Genomic DNA, 20,108 nt, shown 5'->3' on the forward strand with positions numbered 1-20,108 from the left:
GTTGATTATTGACGAGAAAGCGGTTCCTTTGCCTCATTCTGCGAGACACCGGCGCCACGGGCGGCAAAGCAGAGCGCAAACATGCCGAGCGAGAAATTGATGGTCGCAGGCATGAAGACCGATACAGGGTAGAAAAGAATATGCGCGAGCCACAGTGTTGCGACGAAAGCCAATGCCGTGATCATCGGCAGCGGTCTTGCCAGAGCAGCCAAAGCTGCCTGCTTCAGGCTGCCGCTCACGCTCGAATTCCGGCTTCCCAGGAACACGAATGCATAAGCGGTCACGATCGCCAGATAGAGAGTTACAACAATGCTGACGGCAAGAGGGAGGCTGTAGATCAGCTGCGAACGCGCGGCCGAGGCATAGCTGATCGTGGCGTAGAGCGCTCCACCCGTCGCCGTAAAGCAGACCGCGAAGAGGGCGGTCGCCCGCAGCGCATGCGTTTTCAGTGCCGCGAGAAAGTCTCGCAGGAGGTAGACGTTTTCATCCGCAGCGAAACTGCGTGAAACGCGCGCCATTGCCACCAGCGCTGCCGGGATGGTGACGACGAAGAGGCTTGCGATGATGAAGAGGAGATTGAGTTTGACCACCTCCCACCATTCGCGCTTCAGAATATCGAAGAACAGGGCCATGCCTGTCGGCTGCGGAGCATCCTTCGCGATGCCAGCGCCTTCTTTCACCCACATGTCCGCAAGCCACTGCATCATTCCGTCCTCAATAAAGAATGGATCGTTCGGTTTCCGGGTCGAAAAGCTGACAATTGGTTAAATCGGCAACAAGCTCGATCTCATCGCCGATCTTCGACCGGAAACGCGGCGACACTTTTGCGACCATGCCGATGCCTCCTGCCAACAGATTGAGATGAACCTCCGAGCCCATGGGTTCGGCAAGCTCTACGGTTGCCCGAAACGGTGACGTGTTCGCTGCATCGATATCTGCCGGTGCAAATTCGTGGAAATTTTCAGGCCTTATGCCGAGAACGACATTCCTGTTTTCGTAAGGTTGAAGCCGCGTCTGATCGATGGAGCGCGGCAGAACCATCTTCGCTCCCGAAAAATCTGCGAGAAACACATCTCCCTGCCGCCGCAGGACCACTGGTAGCATGTTCATCTGCGGCGCGCCGATGAAGCCGGCGACGAACATATTGATCGGCCTGTCATAGAGATTTTGCGGCGTATCGACCTGCTGGATATAGCCATCCTTCATCACCACGATACGATCCGCCATCGTCATGGCTTCGATCTGGTCATGCGTGACATAGATGAATGTTGCATCGAGCCGCTTGTGGAGCTTGCTGATTTCGGATCGCATCGTGCCGCGCAGCTTCGCATCCAGATTGGACAAAGGCTCGTCCAGAAGAAACACCTCGGGATTGCGCACCATGGCGCGACCAAGCGCAACACGTTGCCTCTGCCCGCCAGAAAGAGCCTTGGGCTTTCGGTTCAGCAGGTGGGTGATATCGAGGATTTGTGCCGCTTCCTTCACCTTGTTGTCGATGAAGTCACGTGGTGCCTTTCGAAGCTCAAGGCCGAAAGCCATGTTCTTGTAGACCGTCATATGCGGATAAAGCGCGTAGTTTTGAAAGACCATGGCGATGTCACGGTCCTTCGAGGGCACATCGTTCATCACATCATTGCCGATAAGAAGTTCCCCGCCGGAAATCTCTTCCAGCCCGGCAATCATACGCAGCGTCGTCGACTTGCCACACCCGGAGGGGCCGACGAGAATAATGAATTCTTTATCGGCAATTTCCAGATCGATATCGTGGACGACCTTGAGGGCGCCGAATGTCTTGTTGAGTTTTTTCAGGGAAATGCTGGCCATTTTATCCTCGTGCCCTCACCAGTATGAAGACCAGCGGCGGGACAGCCGAATGAGTGCTTCCATGTAATAATAATCGCCCCAGGCTACACACTCATCCACACCCTCACCCCGGCAGGTATTGTGCGGGGTCTTCTTGGAATAGGTGCCGTGCAGAAGCTGTCCGTTGGAAATGTCGGGGTCTTTTACCGAATAGACATCGACCAGGCTCTTCACGATACGCCGAGCGAGCTGTCGGTATTCTTCAGCCTTTTCCGGCGTTTCCAGATCGGCCATTTCAAGCAGCCCGCAGGCGACGATTGCTGCAGCTGAACTGTCCCTCGGCTCGCGATCCTTCTCAGAAAAGACGAGATCCCAATAGGGAACGAGATCCGTTGGCAGACGGTCGAGATAAAACTTCAGCAGCCGCTCGAATGTATCGCGATAGGCCGCAAGTCGCTCATAACGGTAGGAGAAAGCCATTCCGGCGATACCCCACGCCTGCCCCCTCGCCCAGAAGCTTTCGTCGCTATATCCCTGCTTGGTCACGCCGCGCACGGGCGCACCGGTTTCCGGGTCCATATAAAAGGTGTGATAGGTCGAATCGTCGGACCGAACGGAATGGGCAAGGGTGGTGCGCGCATGGGCAAGCGCCACCTCGCGATAATCTTCACGACCGGTTTCCTCACTTGCCCAATAGAGGAGCGGCAGGTTCAGCAGGCAGTCGATGATATAGCGATATTCGTTGGCATTGCCTTTGCGGCCCCAGGCCTGAATGAACTGCCCGACTGGTTGATAACGCTCCATCAACTGATCGGCAGCCAGCAACGCAGCCTTTCTACCATCTTCATCGCCCACAAGCTTCCAGGCTGCGATGCAGGATGGCGAATAGAGAAAGCCCATGTCGTGATGGTCGGTCTCGATGCGGTTCTCGATGCGGTGAAGGAAACTCTGCACCTGAATTTGCGCCGCGTAACGAAACGTCTTGTCGGCTGAATGCTCGTAAGCAAGCCAGATCTGCCCCGGCCAGAAACCCGCCGTCCACTGGTCGTTCGCGACGGAGGGATAGACATTATCGACACTCGAATGGTTCTGCGCACGGTAGGTGAATGCAGGCAAATTCCGCCGCACCTGCGCCACCGCGACCTCAAGCGCGTCTGCCACGCCCTGATCGGTGATCGGTTCCGGTCCCGTTGTTACGACATCAAGCATGAGATCAACCTTTTATGCCGGAAGACGCAACGCCCTCCACGAAGAAGCGCTGGAGCGCAAGAAAAACAATCAGAACAGGGATGAGCGCGACGACCGAGGCAGCCATGATCAACCCGTATTCCGCGGAATATTGTGAGATGAACATGCGCAGCCCGATCTGGATCGTCTTGAGCTCCGTCTTGGTCAGATAGATCATCGGGCCGAGGAAATCGTTCCAGGTCGTAACGAATGTGAAGATGGTGAGCGTCGAAAGGGCTGGCTTGGACAAGGGCAGCATGATCTTCGCCCATATCTGATATTCGTTCATGCCGTCGATGCGGGCGGCCTCGCACAGTTCATTGGGAATGGACATATAGAACTGCCGCATGAGAAAGACACCGAAGGCGGTGAAAGCCTGCAGCAGGATCAGCGCCAGATGCGTGTTGTTGAGCCCGAGCTCACGCATCAGCAGGAACTGCGGCACCATGTAGACCTGCCACGGCATGGCGATAGTGGCGATATAGCCAAGGAACAGTGTGTTCTTGTAGGGGAAGTGGAGCTTGGCGAAAGCGTATGCCGCAAAGCTCGACGTCAAAAGCTGAAGCAGTGTGACGATGATGGTCAGCTTCGACGTGTTGTAGATGAAGAGCGCAAGCGGAATCTTCGTCCATATCTCCGTGTAGTTCTCCCATCTTGGTTGCGACGGAATCCATTCGATCGGGAAAACGAAGACATCACGGCTGAGCTTCAAAGATGCCGAAAGCATCCATGCGAAGGGCAGCAGCATGATCAGCGTTATGGAGATCACCGCAACATAGACGGCAATCGTCTGGACGGAAACCTTGCGACCCATGACACGCATCGCTCAATCCTCCCGCTGACGCTTGAACTGAATGACGGTGACGGCGAGCACGAGGAAAAACAGCACGAGCGCAATCATGCTCGAATAGCCCAGATCCCAGGAAATGAAGGCTTCGTTGTAGATGTGGTAGACCAGAACGAGCGTCGATGTGCCCGGGCCGCCCTGCGTGATCATGTAGACCTGATCGAAAACCTTGAAAGACTGGATCGTCAGCATGACGGTGACAAAGAAAGTCGTCGGCCCAAGTTGCGGCAGCGTGACGTGGATAAACTTCTGCCAGGCATTTGCACCATCAAGACCGGCAGCCTCATAAAGCTCGGAATTGATCCCCTGAAGCCCGGCCAGATAGATCACCATATAGTAACCCATGCTTTTCCAGACGCCGAAAAGAATGACCGTGACCATGGCCCAGTGCCTGTCTGCGGCCCAGCCGGGCATATCGGCGGGATCGAGACCAAGCGTGTAGAGCAGCATGTTGACTGGCCCCATCTCCGGATTGAAGATCATGTTCCAGACGACGGCTACGGCAACGAGCGAAGCGACGTAGGGAAAGAACATCGCTGTGCGGAAGAAATTACGCCCCCAGATTTTCTGGTTGAGCAGAATGGCAAGCCCGAGAGCGCAAGCAAGCGTCGCGGGCACGGAAACCACCGTATAGATAACCGTATTCCAGAAGGCGGCGATAAAGGCGCGGTCTTCGAACAGCCTCCAGAAATTGTCGAGCCCGGCAAAACGCATGGGGTTCGAACCGTCCCAATGCATGAAAGCAAGGACGAAGGCGAAGAGAATGGGGCCGAGCGTGAAAATCGCAAAGCCGAGAAAATTCGGCGCGATGAAGGAATAGGCAATCAGCGCGTTTTCGATCTTGCGCCTGCGCTTTGAGACAATTCGCACCTTCTTCTTGCGAAGAGGCGACGCCTGTTCTTCGGATACGCTCGCATTCGCAATCGCCACCGACACCTCCCAAGGACTTAACCACTCATGACGCAATGACGCGCCATCCACCACGGCCATGACCAAGTGTCAGACCGCCTCCTTGCATTTTGATAACACAAAACACACACTGGTCAAACAACTTTGCATATGATCATACAAATTTGTAGTTTTGTAAAAATCCGTATGATAGATGTTACGTCATTCGCGGGAAACAAAGAGAAGCGACGATAGTGTTCACGGGCTTGATAGAGGCGTTTCCGAAGCGGTTGACGCAGTTTGGCGGCGATATCGACGCCAGGCGCTTGCGTGAGCTTGCCTCTGCTGAAACACGCAGCGAGATCATCAGAGCGGCAGATGAGGCGGCGGCGAAACCCTGGCCGCTTCTTCTCGCAAGCCACTATCGAGACTACACGCTGACGGGAAACCGGACCCGCTTCGAAGACCTCTATTTTTCACGCCGCCTGCAGCTGAACGCGCTTGTGCTCGGCGAGTGCCTGGAGGGCGCGGGGCGCTACCTCGACGCCATCGTGGATGGGCTATGGCTCATCTGCGAGGAAAGTGGCTGGCAGTTACCGGCGCACAACGCCCAGATTCGCGGAGGAGCACGCGCGCCGCTACCGGGCACGGACCATCCGGTCATTGACCTTTTTGCGGCCGAGACAGGCGCGAACCTGGCGCTTTGCCTTCATCTTCTGTCCGGCCAAATAGAAGGCGTAGCTCCGGTAGTGACGGAACGTGTACGCCATGAAATCGACAGAAGAATCACCCGCCCCTACCTGACGCAGCATTTCTGGTGGATGGGTAACGGTGACGAACGGATGAACAACTGGACGGCCTGGATTACCCAGAATGTCCTTCTGTCGACGTTTCTGCTGCCGCAGGACGAGACCACGAAATACGAAGTCGCCTGCAAGGCGCTGAAAAGCCTGGATGCCTTTCAAAAAGACTACGGCGAAGACGGAGCCTGCGAAGAGGGCGTTCTTTACTACGGCCACGCATCTCTCTGCCTCTTCGGAGCCATGACGATACTCGACAGGGTATCGGGTGGGGCGCTGACACCTCTTTTCAGCACGCCGAAACTTCGCAACATGGCGGAGTTCATCGTGCATATGCATGTGTCCGGCAGCCGATATTTCAACTTCGCGGACGCACCGGCAACGTATGAAACAACGGGCATTCGGGAATATCTGTTTGGGGCAGCAGTTGGCTCCAAGGAGCTACAGGCCTTTGCAGTCGAACGCTGGAAAGCCTCCGCGGATCGGTTGATGACGTCGGAATGGAACCTCTGGTACCGCATTCTCGCAATACTGACGGCGACGACAATGATGGAAGGCGAGGCTGCCCGAGACAAGACCGACGCGCTCTACCCAAGCATCGGCCTCTTCATTGCACGAGATGCCATCTTCGATCTCGCCGTAAAGGCTGGCACGAATGGTGAAAGCCACAATCACAACGACGTTGGCAGCTTCATCATCTACAAAAATGGCAAGCCACTCTTCATAGATGTCGGCGTGGGCAGCTACACCGCAAAGACCTTTTCGCCATCTCGCTACGAGATCTGGACGATGCAATCCGGCTACCACAATCTGCCTGTCATCGGCGGCGCGATGCAAGGCGCAGGAACCGACTATGGCGCGCAGGATTTTTCTGCGGACTTTCAGGACGCCGGCGCGCGCGTTTCGTTCGACATGTCCGGCGCCTATCCGGCACCCGTATCTTCCCACCGCTACCGCCGGACGGTGGAGTTGTTCAGAAACAGCCATATCGAGATCCGGGACAGCTATGACGGCGATGACGATATTCAGCTTGTGTTGATGAGCGTCGAAGTCCCTGTTTTCGAAGCAGGAATCCTGCGCCTCGCCGACCTCGCGGAGATCGGGCTGGAAGGCATCGGCGCGCCCTCGATCGAGGCGATCCCCATTGACGACGCCCGGCTCAGGCAATCCTGGCCCGAAAAGATTTACCGCATTGTGCTGAAAGCGCATGAAAGGCGCTTCTGCCTGACCATCCGATGAATGAGGACGCCAATGGAATTGACGATCAAAATCATCAACGCCCAAGGATCGGTGTTGGCACATGCGCGGGCTTGTGAAGAGGTTTTTCTGGTCTACAGGCAGGAATATGCTGCCGGCGATATCATTGAGCTGGAAGCATCGGAGCCGGGTTTTGTAGAGCTCGCTCTCGATGCTGCTCTACAGCCCGTCACGATTTACACGACTGGCGGGACCTTTGCCTTTCCGGTTCCTGCAGCAAAACGGGAATCCTATCCGCCGCAGTCTTTCAGCGGCAACCTGCACCGCCTGTCGGTACGCCGCGCGCTCCCAGTCGAGATGGATGGTCGGCGCAATCTTGCCCTTAATCCGTTCGATCACCATGGCAATGAAACCCTATTCCCGCATGCATCCGCAAATGTGGAAACAAGGGGAGAAGCAGCATTTGCCGCAAGAAACGCGATCGATGGCGAGAAGGCGAATGATAATCACGGCTTCTGGCCTTACACGAGCTGGGGCATCAACAAGGATCCGGCAGCGGCGCTGACGGTCAGCTTCGGTCGCGAGGTGATCATCGACGAGATCAGATTGTATTTGCGCGCGGATTTTCCCCACGACGCGTGGTGGCAAAAGGCGTTCGTCAGCCTTTCAAATGGGGAAACGTTCTCGCTCGACCTGCGCAAAACGGGCTCCGCGCAGGCCTTTCCCATCAGCGAGAGGAAGATCGAATGGATCAGGCTGCATGACCTGGAAAAGGCGGAAGACCCATCACCGTTTCCCGCCCTGACACAAATCGAGGTCTGGGGACGCGACCGCCCCTTCACGCCTTGACAGGCGAGCCTCAATTCGAGGCAATACCACGTAGATCGCGCATCATATCGCGGTAACGTTGCTGGCTTCCTCGCAGGTGTTCCTGCATGGCAAGCTTTGCTGCCTGTTCGTTTCTGTCGGAAATTGCCACGACAATGGCTTCATGCTCCCGGTGAATAAGCCGCCTGTAGGCAGTCTGATCCGCCTGATCGCTGCCGGGAACGACTTTGGACTGCGGAATGGCGGCGGGACCATGTAGCTCAAGGAATTGCGTGAAAAGCGGATTGTTGGTGCCGGCGGCAATGGCAAGATGAAGCGCAAGATCTGCATCACGAATGGATTGCTGCTGCTCGATGCAGCGGTATACCCTCGCATGACAGTCCAGAATAGCCTCTTCCTGCGATGGCGAGCGACGCATCGCAGCCAACCCCGCCGCCTCGATTTCAAGCGGTGTGCGGATTTCCAGCACCTCTAGATCCGACGAAATGCGGGCCTTTTCCCCTTTCACATCGGCTGGCTGGACTTCCGGCTTACGCAGGACAAAAATACCCGCCCCTTGGCGAACCTCGACAAGACCGTCACACCGCAGCGCCGTCACCGCCTCCCGAACAACGGTTCGACTGACTCCATGTGCTTCCGTCAACTCCACCTCGCTGGGAAGCCGCTGGCCGGGTCCGTATTTACCGGACAGTATGTCTTCCCGAAGCAACCCGCTCACCTGACTGACGAGTGAGCCGCCACTTTTGGAGCGGACTTTTTCTTGAGAAGCCATATCGAGTTGGAATCCACAATAAAGAAAGAGGAATAGATGACGTAAAGGTATGATGAATTTCATCGAAATTCAATATCTATTAAATTCTGTCTGATGTATTTCCACTCGCTTGATGAGTGATTGAAACTTGACCCAATCAAAGCGACGTGCGGGATTGACCCTGCACCCTTTTGAGGACTGTGGGTAATCCCTCCTCCACAGGCATCGTCAGTTTTCCGACAGCTTGACGATGTAAAATCGGCACACCCCGGACCTGCCAAGGCAGAATATGATTTTCCGACCCGCGACGCATTGCAACGACGCCATCTTGTCGTCTTATGGATATGGCGACATGAGCGTCAAAAAGCATGACACTTGAAAAGAGGAAGCGGCTGTTTGCGGTTACTGTTGGTTGAAGATGACAAGGACCTGGCGCTTTGGCTTCAGCGATCCCTGCAACAGCGCGGCCTTTTCGTAGAATGGGAAGAGGACGGGATGCAGGCAGATCGCCGGATCGCAGCCGAAACCTTCGACGCTATCATTCTTGACCTTGGTCTGCCTTTGCTGACCGGCCAGCGCCTGCTCGACAAGATAAGGGACCGTGGTGATGCGACGCCGCTCATCGTGGTGACCGCCAAGGACGATCTGCCTGACCGCATCGCCTTGCTTCACGCAGGTGCGGACGACTTTCTCGCCAAGCCGTTTTCGGTGGCGGAACTGGAAGCACGCCTTGTCGCCCTCGTGCGGCGAAGCCGTGGACACGGTCGGGGAATTTACGAATGCGGCTCGTTGAGCTTCAACCAGTCGCAGCAGCTTTTCACCCTAAAGGGCGCGCGCCTGACGCTGACGGCTCGGGAACATGCGGTGCTGGCGATCCTTATCCAGCGCATCGGCGAGCCGGTATCCAAGCAGCAGATACTTGATCGCTTGATCAGTTCGGACGAGGAAATGCAGCTGGAGTCAGTGGAAGTGATGATGTACCGGCTGCGAAAGCGACTGGAAAATTCCGATGTCCACATCATAACGTTGAGAGGGCTTGGTTATTTTCTCGAGGCGCTCGATGGCCAGTCCTGAAAGGGGTTCCGGGCGCTCTTTGTTGCTGACGGTAGCGATCTGGGTCGCCCCTGCCCTCATAGCATTGGTCGCCGGAACCGCATTCGTGACCGGCTCGACTGCGACGAGCCTTGCAGATAGCGCTTACGACCGCTCCATCGCCGGCGCATTGCGTGCGATCGATCTGAACATCTCGACGCAGAGCGGTGGCATCGGCATCGAGTTGCCCTACCCTCTGTTCGAGGCATTCGAGGCAACGGCGTCGGGGGCAGTTTACTTTCGCGTGGCGACGGAAGACGGTCTGGTGGAAATCGGCGACAGTTTTCTGCCCCAACCCCGTGCGTTTTCCGGCGAAGGGTATCATTTCTACAATGCCGTCTTTCTCGACAAACCCGTCCGCATGGGCATTTTCAAACGGACACTGCAAAAGCCTTTGTACGGTGCAGCCAAACCGCAGACCATCATCATACAGGTGGCGGAAAGCATGCAGTCCCGTGACGAGTTTCGCTTTGAGATCATCAAAAGCACCGCCGCGCTCAACCTCGTCTGCGTGATTGCGGTCGTTGCCTTGCTGCTCGCCGGTCTTTCACGCGCCCTCTCACCGCTTTCAGCACTTCGCGAGGGTTTCGAACAGCGTGAGCCGAACGACCTGTCACCCATCGACGCCAAGGCCCTGCCACGAGAAATCCATCCGCTCGTCGATACGTTCAACCGTCTGCTTTCACGACATGCCGCACAGGCAGAGGCACAGCGCCATCTTCTGGATGACGCCTCCCATCAGTTGCGTACACCCATCGCCGTTTTGCGGACCCAGATCGATTATGCAATAGACAGCCGTTCAGCCGACGAGCGTCTTTCTGTCCTGCAGGCGATGCGGGCCATCGTCGAGCGCGCCGCGCGCACCACCACCCATTTCCTGTCGATGGCGCGTGTGCGAAACTTCGCCAATGACATTCTTCCCGACGCAACATTGCCCGTCGATGTCAATGCGCTGCTGACGGAACTGGCGCGCATTCGGCTTGCAGACGCGCGCCGGAACCGCGTCGATCTCAATATCGACGCACCAGATGAACCCATACTTGCAAGCGGTTCGGAAACCCTCATTTTCGAAGCACTCAGCAACCTGCTCGACAACGCCATACGGCACTCACCCAAATACGGAAGCATAACGATGCAGATCGATGCTGCCAGCGGGCTTGTGCATGTCAGGTTCTCGGATCAAGGTCCGGGAATGGACGAGGCGATGATAGACAAAATCGGCGCACGCCATCTCGACCAGACAGGCAATCGTGATGGCGCAGGCCTTGGACTTGCCGTAGTCGTCGAGGTTGCACGTGCACACGGCGGCGATCTCACTCTGAGAAATCGCGAAGATGGCGGACTGGAGGCTACACTCACCCTTTCTCAACACGTCCAGCACGCAAAATCTGGTTTGACAGCTTCCTGACAGCCAAGTTGCGTTATCTGTCCCGGCTAACGTGGGTTTTCGATCGAAAACGCTGTTGGAGGATTGGGTCCATATTATCGCACACCGACTGGTGGCGGATATTGAACGGCCAGCGTTCTTTGGGAGGAACGTGTGAGTATAAGATATTTCTTCATAGTGCTTGCGGCACTGCTCTGTTCAAGCGGCAGCATGGCGAGCCCGGCCAACCCGACATGTGTCATTCCGTCAGAGCGGGATGGCGGCTTCCAGTTGACCTGCGAGATAGCGCAGAAGGCATTGGCACTCACGACTGCATTGAACCAGCCGCTGGCCATAGAACATCTGCCGGGCGGCGTCGGCGCCATCGCATTCAACGCATTTACAAGCACCCGTCGTGCGGAAGCCGGTAGCCTCGTCGCATTTTCCGAGGGCTCGCTGTTCAATCTTGCCCGTGGAAAATTCGGTGCGCATGACTGGACCGACGTTCGCTGGGTCGCTGTCCTTGGCCTCGATTATGGTGCGGTCGCCGTCAGCAACCAGTCGCCGTGGCACTCTTTGCAGGATCTGGTCGCCGCGATTGCGCAGGCACCCCAGTCGATCGTTATCGCGGGAGCTGGCACCATCAACGGACGCGACTGGATGCGTGCGGCAAGCCTTGCCAAGGCGGCAGGCGTGGATTTCCGCAAAATGCGCTTCGTCGCGTTCGAAAGTGGCGGCGACTGCATGACTGCGCTTATTGGCGGGCACGTTCAGGTCTGCATGAACGATGCGGCAACGTCGCAGGCCCGGATCGATGCTGGTGACCAGGCCCGTCTGCTCGCCATCTACTCCGATAAGAGACTGGAAGGAAAATTGGGATCGGTTCCAACGGCGCGGGAACAGGGTTTCGACATCGTCTGGCCCGTTGTTCGCGGCGTCTATATGGGACCTGACGTCAGCGATGCGGATTATGCCTTCTGGTCGGAAACGTTCAAAACCGCCATGTCACAACCTGCCTACAGCAAAATTCTCACTCAAAATTATTTACAGCCATTTCCGCTTGTCGGCGAAGAACTCACAAAATTCGTCAGCGACCACGCTGCCAAGGCGACCAAAGAGCGGGAGCCGCTCTGACGACCTGAGACGATAACGGGTTTTTTCACCGACATATTTCGACAACCCACAAAAGCGACGAAGCATCCGACATTCTGCCGGGTGCGACAGGAGGTCTTTTGCTTACACTTCTTGCATATTCGATGATCGCGACCTTCATGGCCTTGATCATGACAAACCGCATGTCGGCGTTGATAGCGCTGATTACCGTGCCGATCCTGTTTGCGATCATTGGTGGCTTTGGTCCGCAAATTCCTGACATGGCGATGGCCGGCGTCAAGAGCATCGCGCCGACTGCGGTGCTTCTGCTGTTTGCCATTCTCTACTTCGGGCTGATGATCGATCTGGGCCTTTTCGACCCGCTGATCCGTTTCGTCGTGCGCGTGTGTCACGGCGACCCACTGCGGATCATCGTCGGAACGACAATTCTCTCTGCCGTCATTTCACTCGATGGAGATGGTTCGACAACGTTTCTGCTTGTTGTCAGCGCCATGATGCCGCTTCATCGCCGCATGGGTATCAACCCGCTGATCCTGCCCGCCGTTACGGTTTTGCCGAATGCAATCGTCAACATCGCCCCATGGGGTGGCCCGACGGCGCGCGTCATGGCTTCGCTGAAAGTGGATGCCAGCCAGGTTTTCCTCCCGCTCATCCCTGCCATCATGATGGCGATCGCTGGCGCTGTTCTCGTTGCCGTCTATTTCGGCCTCAAGGAACGTCGCAGACTTGGCGTCATCACGATGAATGGCGAAAGCGACGAAGAAGCACGCATAGCCGCTGATGCTGCGGGCCAGGGCGTCGTCAGCCGCTCGCCCGCGCTTCAACTCTTCAATGGCCTGCTGACGGTGACCATTCTGGTCATGCTCATCATGGACGTGCTGCCGCTCGCCCTGATCTTCATGGTCGGTTTCGCTCTGGCCCTGACCATAAACTTCCCCGGCATCGCCGCCCAGCGAGAGCGCATCGAATCGCATGCCGGAAGCGTTCTCATGGTCGTTTCCGTCGTCTTCGGCGCAGGCGTCTTTACCGGCATCATGTCGGGGACCGGCATGACCACCGCGCTTGCCGAAAGCGTCGTCAACGTTATCCCTACCTCCGCAGGTGAGTACATACCGCTGATCACCGCCCTGCTGAGCGGGCCGTTCACGTTCTTTCTGTCAAACGACGCCTTTTATTTCGGCGTTGTGCCGGTTCTTGCCCATGCTGCGGCAGCCTATGGCATTCCGCCCGAGGTCATCGCCCGCGCATCGCTCATCGGCCAGCCGGTCCATATGTTGAGCCCTCTTGTGCCTGCCGCATATGTTTTGACGGGGCTGTCCAAGGTCGAGTTTGGTGCACATCAGAGGTTTACGTTGAAGTGGGCCGCACTGCTGGCGGTCGTCATGCTGTTCGGCGCGATCATCACCGGTGCGGTTCCGGTGTTCTGATCCATCGCCAAAAACAATAGTCGGACGGCCTTGGAGACCGAGGCCGTCCGACACGCCACCTGTCAGAGGCAGGTAAAACAAAAAATATTGCGCTTATGTTGTTAAACCGGAGCCGACGTCTTACCCCTCTCCCACAGGACCAATATCAGGCTGGCAGCGGCGATGAAAATTGCCCCGACGAAGACGTTTATTGCGGGAATATCTGCCCAGATGATGTAGCCGTAGAGAAAAGCCCAGATGAGGCCGGTATATTCGACGGGTGCCAGTGCCGAGGCGGGGGCGTAGCGGAAACCTTCATAGAGAAGATATTGGCCGATCGTCGCCACTAGACCGAGTGCCACCATCAGCGCCCATTCCATAGCATCAGGCGTCTTCCATATCCACGGAAACGAAAGAGCGCAGGCTATTCCAAACAGCAGGCTCGTCGCCCACATCTGCGTCAGGGTGGTTTCAGTCCGGCTGACTAGACGCACCAGAATGGTGCTCCAAGCCCAGCAGAAACCCGCAATGAGGCACATGGCAGCGGGAATGAGACTTGGAGAATGGCTGGGGTTGGCCGCAACAACGACGCCGATGAAACCAACCGCACATGCGATCCAGCGGCCGGTGCCGACACTTTCCTTCAGAACGAGAATCGACAGGAAGACCACGATTATCGGCGCCGAGAAATAGAGCGTCGTGAGTTCCGCAAGCCCCAGAAACCGTGCTGCATTGTAAAACAGAAGCCACGCGACGAGCATCAGTGCGGCACGCAACACCAGCGTTCCGCGATATCGGCTTTTCAAGATAGAAGGATGCCGAAAATATGCCGCAAGCGTGGCGGTTATCAAGACGATGACGAGGCTTCGGACAAACAGGATTTGCGGCACCGCGTAATCCGTCACCAGCCATTTCACGATTGCATCCTGTAGCGCGAAACAGCCGTAGCCGCCCGATGCAAGGGCAATGCCCAGCATGGGCCTGTCATTGTGATCAGTTGTTTTCATCGCGCCGCCAGGCCTCATTGCTACCGCGCCATGTAGTACGAGATGAAGATGGCTTGCCAGTGCTAATAAAGGCCTGTCGGCGAATTTGCGATTTTCCCTTCCGTATACCAGCGACTACAGAGACAAGCCCGACGCCCTGTCGAAGACGTGGACGCGATCCCGGCTGATGTTGGCCGCAAAAGGCGTGTTGATGCGAACCAGTTGCTCACCATCCACCACAGCCGTGACGTGATGCCCCGCCAGATCGAAAATGACATGTGTTTGTGCGCCGGTCGGCTCGACCAGAAGCGTCTTGCCCGTTACCGCTACGTCGCCGCTACCGTCCATGGCGAAATGTTCGGGGCGAAGGCCGATGGTGACGGACTGGCCGCGTTTGACCTTGCGGTCTGGTGAGATGCGGATGGCCGTGCCGTCATCCAGACGGGCTGCGGGTGCGCCCTCTTCTCCATCAACGATGCATTCGATGAGGTTCATGGCGGGGGAACCAATGAAGGCGGCGACGAAGAGATTTGCGGGTGTCTTGTAGAGTTCCAGCGGTGTGCCTTGCTGCTCAATGCGGCCCTGGTTGAGAACGACCACGCGGTCGGCCAAGGTCATGGCTTCGATCTGGTCATGGGTGACATAGATAGACGTCGTGCCGACCTTCTGATGCAAAGTCTTGATTTCGCTGCGCATCTGCACGCGCAGCTTGGCATCGAGGTTGGACAATGGCTCATCGAACAGGAAGACGGCGGGATTGCGCACCACGGCGCGGCCCATGGCCACGCGCTGGCGCTGGCCGCCGGAAAGCTGCGATGGCTTGCGCTCGAGAAGGCTGGCCAGATCCAGCATGCGGGCGGCCTCGGCCACGCGCTCATCGATCACGGCTTTCGGCTGGCCTGCGATCTTGAGGTTGAAGCCCATATTTTCAGCCACGGTCATATGCGGATAGAGTGCATAGGACTGAAACACCATGGCGATGTTGCGTTCCCGCGGGGTCATCTCGTTGACGACGTTGCCGCCAATCATGATGTCTCCATCGGTGATTTCTTCCAACCCTGCAATCATGCGCAGCAGCGTGGACTTGCCGCAGCCGGAGGGGCCGACGAGCGCGATGAATTCGCCATCGGCAATATCCAGCGAAATGCCGTGAATGACACCAAGCGAGCCATAGGACTTGCGGATATCTTTAAGTTCGACGGATGCCATGTTCTGCTCCTGATCAGGACTTGACGGCGCCAGCCGTCAGACCCGCAATGATGTGTTTCTGTGCAAGGAAAAAGACGATGATGGTTGGCAGGATCGTCATGGTGATGAAGGCCAGAACCAGCTGCCATTCCGTGCCGAATTCGCCGCGATAGACCATGATGCCGAGCGGCCACGGGTACTTCGATTCCGAATTGAGCATGATGAGCGGCAGGATATAGCTGTTCCAGCTTCCTACGAAGGAGACGATGCCAACCGTTGCGATGATGGGGCGCGAGAGCGGCATGGAAATGTACCAGAAGAATTTCAGATAACCGCAGCCATCCACGAAGGCCGCCTGAAACAGCTCATCCGGCAGGTTTCTGAAATAGTTGCGAAACAGCAGGATGCTCATGCCGAGGCCAAATGCCACCTGCGGCAGCACGACGCCCCAATAGGTATCTAGCAGGCCAAGATCGCGGATGCGGATGAAGAGCGGCAGAATGGCCGTGGCGGCTGGGAACATCAGCCCCAGCAGGAAGTAATTCAGCAGGAAATTGGAGCCAAAGAACTTCACATGCGCGAAGGTAAAGGCCGCCATGGCGGAAACGACGAGCGTGAGGAATACGGTGAGAACGGCGATGACCAGCGAATTGAAGATTTGCAGCCAGTAACGCTTACCGAAAAGAATATCGCCGTAATTGGACCATTGCCATTCAGCCGGAAGGCCGAAGGGGTTCACGCGCAGATCCCCCAGCGTCTTGAAGCCGCCCAGCGCCGTGGTCAAAAGTGGCACCAGCACGATGGCTGCGATGAGGCCGAGCGATACATAAAGATAGAGCTTCGTTTGCGTGCTCACGCGGATGGATGTGGATGTATCAGTCATGGCGCATGAAAATCCTTTTGTAACCAAAGGCGAGCGTGACGCAAATGACGAAGAGCACCACGCCGACCGCACTGCCAAGACCGACCTGCATGCGCATGACGCCGTAGGTATAAAGGAAGGTCACCATGGTTTGCGTGGAGTTGGACGGACCGCCACCGGTGAGCGGCATGATCATGTCGAAAAGTTGCAGCGAACCGATCACGGCAAAGAAGATGGAAAGACGCACGGTGGAGCCGAGCATGGGCAGCGTGACATAGCGGAACTTTTGCCAGCCGGTCGCGCCATCGATTTCCGCCGCTTCCAGCACGTTCTTGTCGACCGATTGCAGGCCGGCGATGAACAGCATCATGTGGAAACCGAAATATTTCCAGACGATAACGGCCAGCACCGCATAGATCGCCACATCCTTGTCGGCCAGCACATAAGGATTGGCGAAACCGAAGAAGTTGGAAATCGCGGCGAAGAGGCCGTAGTCACCATCATAGACGAAGCGCCAGATCAGGCCTGCGGCGACATCAGCCAGAACATAGGGCAGGAAGAAGACAAGGCGAAAAGCGACGACGCCCGGAATTTTATGCGCCAGCATCGTTGCCAGCCAGATGGCCAGCGGGATCTGGATACAGATCGAAATCACGATGATCAGGGCATTGTTGATCAGCGCCTGCGAAAAGGCAGCATTGCCGAACAGAACCTGAAAGTTCTTCAGCCCGATGAAATCGGTGGGCGTGCCGTAACCGTTCCAGCGATAGAGACTGTACCACGCCGCCTCGCCCATCGGCAGGATGACGAAGAGGGTAAAGAGAAGAAGTGCAGGCGGCAGGAAGATCAGCAGCGTCAAGGCACGGTCATGCGCGACCGAGCTTTGTTTGCGCTTCAACTTCGTCAGTGGTTTGGCCAATGCAGGTGCTGCATTGATGGAAATATTCGACATCATGTCCGCTTTCGGTTTCACGCGGGGCGAAGGACGCCGCAGTTACTAGGCGGCGTCCTGTCGTTCAGGCGGGATCAGCGAAGCTCGAAGGCATCCTGAATCTGCTGCGCGCCTTCTTCGGGCGTCATCTGGCCCGAAACGATTTCGACGGAGACGTCATTGACGACGCGGCCAACGGCGGCACCGAGCGTCTGGTCGAAGAAGTTCTGGTGCCAGGTGGACTCGGAAAGCTGCTTTGCAGAACCAGCCATCAGCGGGTTGGTCACAGCCTCACTGGCACCAACGGCGACAGGCAGGATCATGCCAGCCTTGGCCATTTTCTTTTCATTCTCGGCATTGGTCAGGAAGGTCGCGAATTCGATGGCTTCCTTGGAAGCATTCTTGGTGACAGCCCAGCCGTTCAGACCGCCGAGCGTATCGGTTGCCTTGCCAGCACCACCTTCGACGGCTGGAAAGGCGAAGCGGCCGAGATTTTCGGGCGCGAGACCTTTGCCGTCACCCGCATTCTTGCGCTGGTTGGCTTCTGTATTGTCGAAACCGAGGATCATCGCGGCCTTGCCATCCCCAAACACGCCAAGCGCCTGCGGCCATGTGGAGCCGAGATAGCCGGGCTGGAAAGGTTCGAGCTTGCCGAATTCTGCCAGCTGCTCCCCAGCCTTGATGATGGACGGGTCCATGAAGCCTTCGCCCTCACCCTTGCGAGCTGCATCGAACACTGCCTGCCCGCCATTGCGCATGACGAGATAGCTCCAGTAGAAATGGATCGGCCATTTTTCACCGCCGCCACCGGCAATCGGCACGATGCCCGCAGCCTTGATGGTTTTGACGGCGTTGCCGAGATCGTCCCAGGTCTTGATATCTTCCGCCTTCACGCCCGCCTTGGCGAAAAGCTCTTTGTTGTAGAAAAAGCTGACGAGGCTGACGCGGTACGGTACCGCCCAGACTTTGCCATCAAAGGACAGACCTTCAATGGATGCCGGGTTATAGCCCTTGCGGATTTTGCCGCCATCGGCATCGAACACTTCCGTCAGGTCTTTCAGAGCGCCGGTTTTGGACTGCTCCTCCAACACACCACCGCCCCAGCTATAAAAAAAGTCGGGAACGTCGTTGGATTGCAAAAGCGTCGGCAGTTTTGCCTTGAAGGCTTCATTTTCAAGGAATTGAAGCTGAACATCGACATCCGGATGCTTGGATTCAAAATCCTTGGCAATTTCCTCCCAGACAGCCACGGACTTCGGATCGAGTTCCACATGCATCCATTTGACCACCGTCGCGGCAGATGCCGCCGCGGTGCCTAACATGAATGTGATGGCTGTGGTTGCGGCAAACGACATCCACTTGCCGCTCAGGCTTGCGCCTGCGTGCTTATTCGTCATGATGGTAATCCTCCCGGGGACGTTCCTCACCAATTATTCCCCAATGCGGATTAATTCATATAAGGATGCGCTCATTGTCAAGGCATATTGCTGTTATTTTCAGCTTTGCGCTTGACACACCCCTAGCTGACCCGGTTATTTAATCCGCAATCCGATATAAATACCGCCTTACACGTTGGCTTGATCGCGACTGGAAATCATGAAGACCGCAGACCCGGAACTGATGCGCGCGATCAATCGCCTGAACGTCCTTGATACCGTGCGTCGTCACGGGCCGATTTCACGGGTGGAGATCAGCGAAAGAACGCAGCTTTCCACGACAACCGTCTCGGCGATTACGGCTTCCTTGCTGGATGACGGGCTAATTCTCTCGCGGCATCTTGGCGACATCAGAACAGAAGGCGCGCGTGGGCGTCCCCGGGTGATGCTGGAACTCAATCCGGATGCGGCGCGTGTGGTGGGTGCGAAGATCGCGGCCAGCGGCATGGTGTTCGTGGTCACGGATTTCTGCGGCAATGTGCTGTCCACGCTTGCGCTTCCCATCCGCATCGACCGCCAGCCGATTGGTGTCATTGCCGATCTGATCGAGGATGGCGTGCGACGCTGCGTGGTGGATGCCGGTCTGTCGCTGGAAGATGTCGATATGGTCTGCCTCGGCCTGCCGGGCGTGATCGAGCATCGAACGGGAAAAATCCGCTCCAGCCCGGTGTTGCGCGAAGTGAATATCGACTTTGCCGGTGAGATGACAGCGCGTTTCGGCACGCCGACCATCATAGAAAGCGATGCCCATGCCGTGACACTCGGCCACCACTGGTTCGGCAAGGCGCGAGACTTGGAAGACATGGTGCTGATCTCGCTGGAGCAGACTTTGGGTCTGGGCGTGCTGCACAGGAACGATCTGTTTCGCGGTGCCGGTGGCCTCAGCCACAATCTCGGCGATCTTGTTCTCGTGGCAAGCCCGCAAGGGACGGTTCGGTTGGCCAGTCAGGCGGGAGAGAATGCCATTTTGGGATCACGTCCCGCTGACGGACGTTTTGCGGAGGCCATTCGTCTTGGCCGCGGCATGCAGCATGCACAAACGCTGGTGCTGGCGCAGGACAACGACCTCATTGCCGCCGCCGAGCGGGCGGGGGCGGCAATCGGGCTGACGCTGGCCAATATCGTCACGCTGTTTGCGCCGCCGCGGGTCATCATAGTCGGGTCCAGTCTGGAACTCGGCGCACCCTTCATCGACAGCATCCGCACCGCCTACGAGACCTCCGTGCCGCCTTCCCTGCAAGGCGTGGCGGAACTGGTTTTCGACAAATCGAGCGATGAATTGTGGGCGCAGGGGGCTGCTGCCGTAGCGCTTTACGAGCTTTACGAATCGCCGTGGAACACCACGGGTCCGGCTCTCTGAGGAGGGAGCGGGTTCACATCATGACGG

General features: G+C 56.9%; 18 protein-coding genes. 7 read left to right on the top strand and 11 right to left on the bottom strand.

Annotation, left to right across the window (positions count from 1 at the left end; genetic code table 11):
* Positions 1 to 5 precede the first annotated feature (5 nt).
* Genes ASF29_RS13090 through ASF29_RS13110 form a run of 5 tightly spaced genes read right to left on the bottom strand, consistent with a single transcriptional unit; the run spans position 6 to position 4,807 of the window.
* Positions 6 to 704 carry a DUF624 domain-containing protein gene (locus tag ASF29_RS13090; RefSeq protein WP_062451291.1) on the bottom strand — a complete coding sequence of 233 codons (699 nt, stop codon included), beginning with the start codon at positions 702 to 704 and terminating at the stop codon, positions 6 to 8.
* Between the two features lie 10 nt (positions 705 to 714).
* Positions 715 to 1,824, bottom strand: a complete 1,110-nt coding sequence (locus ASF29_RS13095; RefSeq protein WP_062451117.1) for an ABC transporter ATP-binding protein — start codon at positions 1,822 to 1,824, stop codon at positions 715 to 717.
* A gap of 15 nt (positions 1,825 to 1,839) precedes the next feature.
* Positions 1,840 to 3,012 (bottom strand): glycoside hydrolase family 88 protein, encoded by a 1,173-nt coding sequence (locus ASF29_RS13100; protein WP_062451118.1) that lies wholly within the window; start codon positions 3,010 to 3,012, stop codon positions 1,840 to 1,842.
* 4 nt (positions 3,013 to 3,016) lie between these two features.
* On the bottom strand, positions 3,017 to 3,853 hold the full coding sequence (locus tag ASF29_RS13105; RefSeq protein ID WP_062451119.1) for a carbohydrate ABC transporter permease: 837 nt from the start codon (positions 3,851 to 3,853) through the stop codon (positions 3,017 to 3,019).
* Between the two features lie 3 nt (positions 3,854 to 3,856).
* Complete coding sequence (locus ASF29_RS13110; protein ID WP_062451120.1) at positions 3,857 to 4,807, bottom strand: sugar ABC transporter permease; 951 nt, start codon at positions 4,805 to 4,807, stop codon at positions 3,857 to 3,859.
* A 212-nt stretch (positions 4,808 to 5,019) separates the two neighbouring features.
* On the opposite strand from ASF29_RS13110, the gene ASF29_RS13115 reads away from it, so the two are divergent.
* Together ASF29_RS13115 and ASF29_RS13120 are read left to right on the top strand one after the other, a co-directional pair.
* Positions 5,020 to 6,804: a heparinase II/III family protein gene (locus ASF29_RS13115; protein ID WP_062451121.1), complete on the top strand. Its 1,785-nt coding sequence runs from the start codon at positions 5,020 to 5,022 to the stop codon at positions 6,802 to 6,804.
* 12 nt (positions 6,805 to 6,816) lie between these two features.
* Positions 6,817 to 7,611 (top strand): hypothetical protein, encoded by a 795-nt coding sequence (locus ASF29_RS13120; protein ID WP_062451122.1) that lies wholly within the window; start codon positions 6,817 to 6,819, stop codon positions 7,609 to 7,611.
* A gap of 10 nt (positions 7,612 to 7,621) precedes the next feature.
* On the opposite strand, the gene ASF29_RS13125 is transcribed toward ASF29_RS13120, so the two are convergent.
* Complete coding sequence (locus tag ASF29_RS13125; protein WP_082453513.1) at positions 7,622 to 8,362, bottom strand: FadR/GntR family transcriptional regulator; 741 nt, start codon at positions 8,360 to 8,362, stop codon at positions 7,622 to 7,624.
* Between the two features lie 375 nt (positions 8,363 to 8,737).
* Between ASF29_RS13125 and ASF29_RS13130 the strand changes: the two genes are divergently transcribed.
* The 4 genes from ASF29_RS13130 (at position 8,738) to ASF29_RS13145 (ending at position 13,339) form a co-directional block, all read left to right on the top strand.
* Positions 8,738 to 9,415 carry a response regulator gene (locus tag ASF29_RS13130; protein ID WP_062451123.1) on the top strand — a complete coding sequence of 226 codons (678 nt, stop codon included), beginning with the start codon at positions 8,738 to 8,740 and terminating at the stop codon, positions 9,413 to 9,415.
* Entirely contained in the window at positions 9,402 to 10,841 is a 1,440-nt protein-coding gene (locus tag ASF29_RS13135) for a sensor histidine kinase (RefSeq protein WP_062451124.1), read from the top strand. Before ASF29_RS13130 ends, ASF29_RS13135 begins: the two co-directional genes overlap by 14 nt.
* A 132-nt stretch (positions 10,842 to 10,973) precedes the next feature.
* Positions 10,974 to 11,933 (top strand): tripartite tricarboxylate transporter substrate-binding protein, encoded by a 960-nt coding sequence (locus ASF29_RS13140; protein WP_062451125.1) that lies wholly within the window; start codon positions 10,974 to 10,976, stop codon positions 11,931 to 11,933.
* Between the two features lie 98 nt (positions 11,934 to 12,031).
* Positions 12,032 to 13,339 carry a citrate:proton symporter gene (locus ASF29_RS13145; RefSeq protein WP_062451126.1) on the top strand — a complete coding sequence of 436 codons (1,308 nt, stop codon included), beginning with the start codon at positions 12,032 to 12,034 and terminating at the stop codon, positions 13,337 to 13,339.
* 101 nt (positions 13,340 to 13,440) lie between these two features.
* Here ASF29_RS13145 and ASF29_RS13150 read toward each other — a convergent pair whose 3' ends face one another.
* The 5 genes from ASF29_RS13150 to ASF29_RS13170 all read right to left on the bottom strand — a co-directional run bounded on the left by ASF29_RS13150 (position 13,441) and on the right by ASF29_RS13170 (position 18,640).
* Complete coding sequence (locus tag ASF29_RS13150; RefSeq protein ID WP_062451127.1) at positions 13,441 to 14,325, bottom strand: DMT family transporter; 885 nt, start codon at positions 14,323 to 14,325, stop codon at positions 13,441 to 13,443.
* 114 nt (positions 14,326 to 14,439) lie between these two features.
* Entirely contained in the window at positions 14,440 to 15,513 is a 1,074-nt protein-coding gene (gene ugpC / locus ASF29_RS13155) for a sn-glycerol-3-phosphate ABC transporter ATP-binding protein UgpC (protein ID WP_062451128.1), read from the bottom strand.
* A 13-nt stretch (positions 15,514 to 15,526) separates the two neighbouring features.
* Positions 15,527 to 16,375 carry a carbohydrate ABC transporter permease gene (locus ASF29_RS13160; RefSeq protein WP_062451129.1) on the bottom strand — a complete coding sequence of 283 codons (849 nt, stop codon included), beginning with the start codon at positions 16,373 to 16,375 and terminating at the stop codon, positions 15,527 to 15,529.
* Complete coding sequence (locus ASF29_RS13165; protein ID WP_062451293.1) at positions 16,368 to 17,306, bottom strand: sugar ABC transporter permease; 939 nt, start codon at positions 17,304 to 17,306, stop codon at positions 16,368 to 16,370. Before ASF29_RS13165 ends, ASF29_RS13160 begins: the two co-directional genes overlap by 8 nt.
* 74 nt (positions 17,307 to 17,380) lie before the next feature.
* On the bottom strand, positions 17,381 to 18,640 hold the full coding sequence (locus tag ASF29_RS13170; RefSeq protein ID WP_244473557.1) for an extracellular solute-binding protein: 1,260 nt from the start codon (positions 18,638 to 18,640) through the stop codon (positions 17,381 to 17,383).
* 241 nt (positions 18,641 to 18,881) lie between these two features.
* Between ASF29_RS13170 and ASF29_RS13175 the strand changes: the two genes are divergently transcribed.
* On the top strand, positions 18,882 to 20,081 hold the full coding sequence (locus ASF29_RS13175) for an ROK family transcriptional regulator (RefSeq protein ID WP_062451131.1): 1,200 nt from the start codon (positions 18,882 to 18,884) through the stop codon (positions 20,079 to 20,081).
* The last annotated feature ends 27 nt before the right edge of the window (positions 20,082 to 20,108 follow it).

It is taken from the genome of Rhizobium sp. Leaf262, assembly GCF_001422245.1.
Taxonomy (GTDB): domain Bacteria; phylum Pseudomonadota; class Alphaproteobacteria; order Rhizobiales; family Rhizobiaceae; genus Agrobacterium.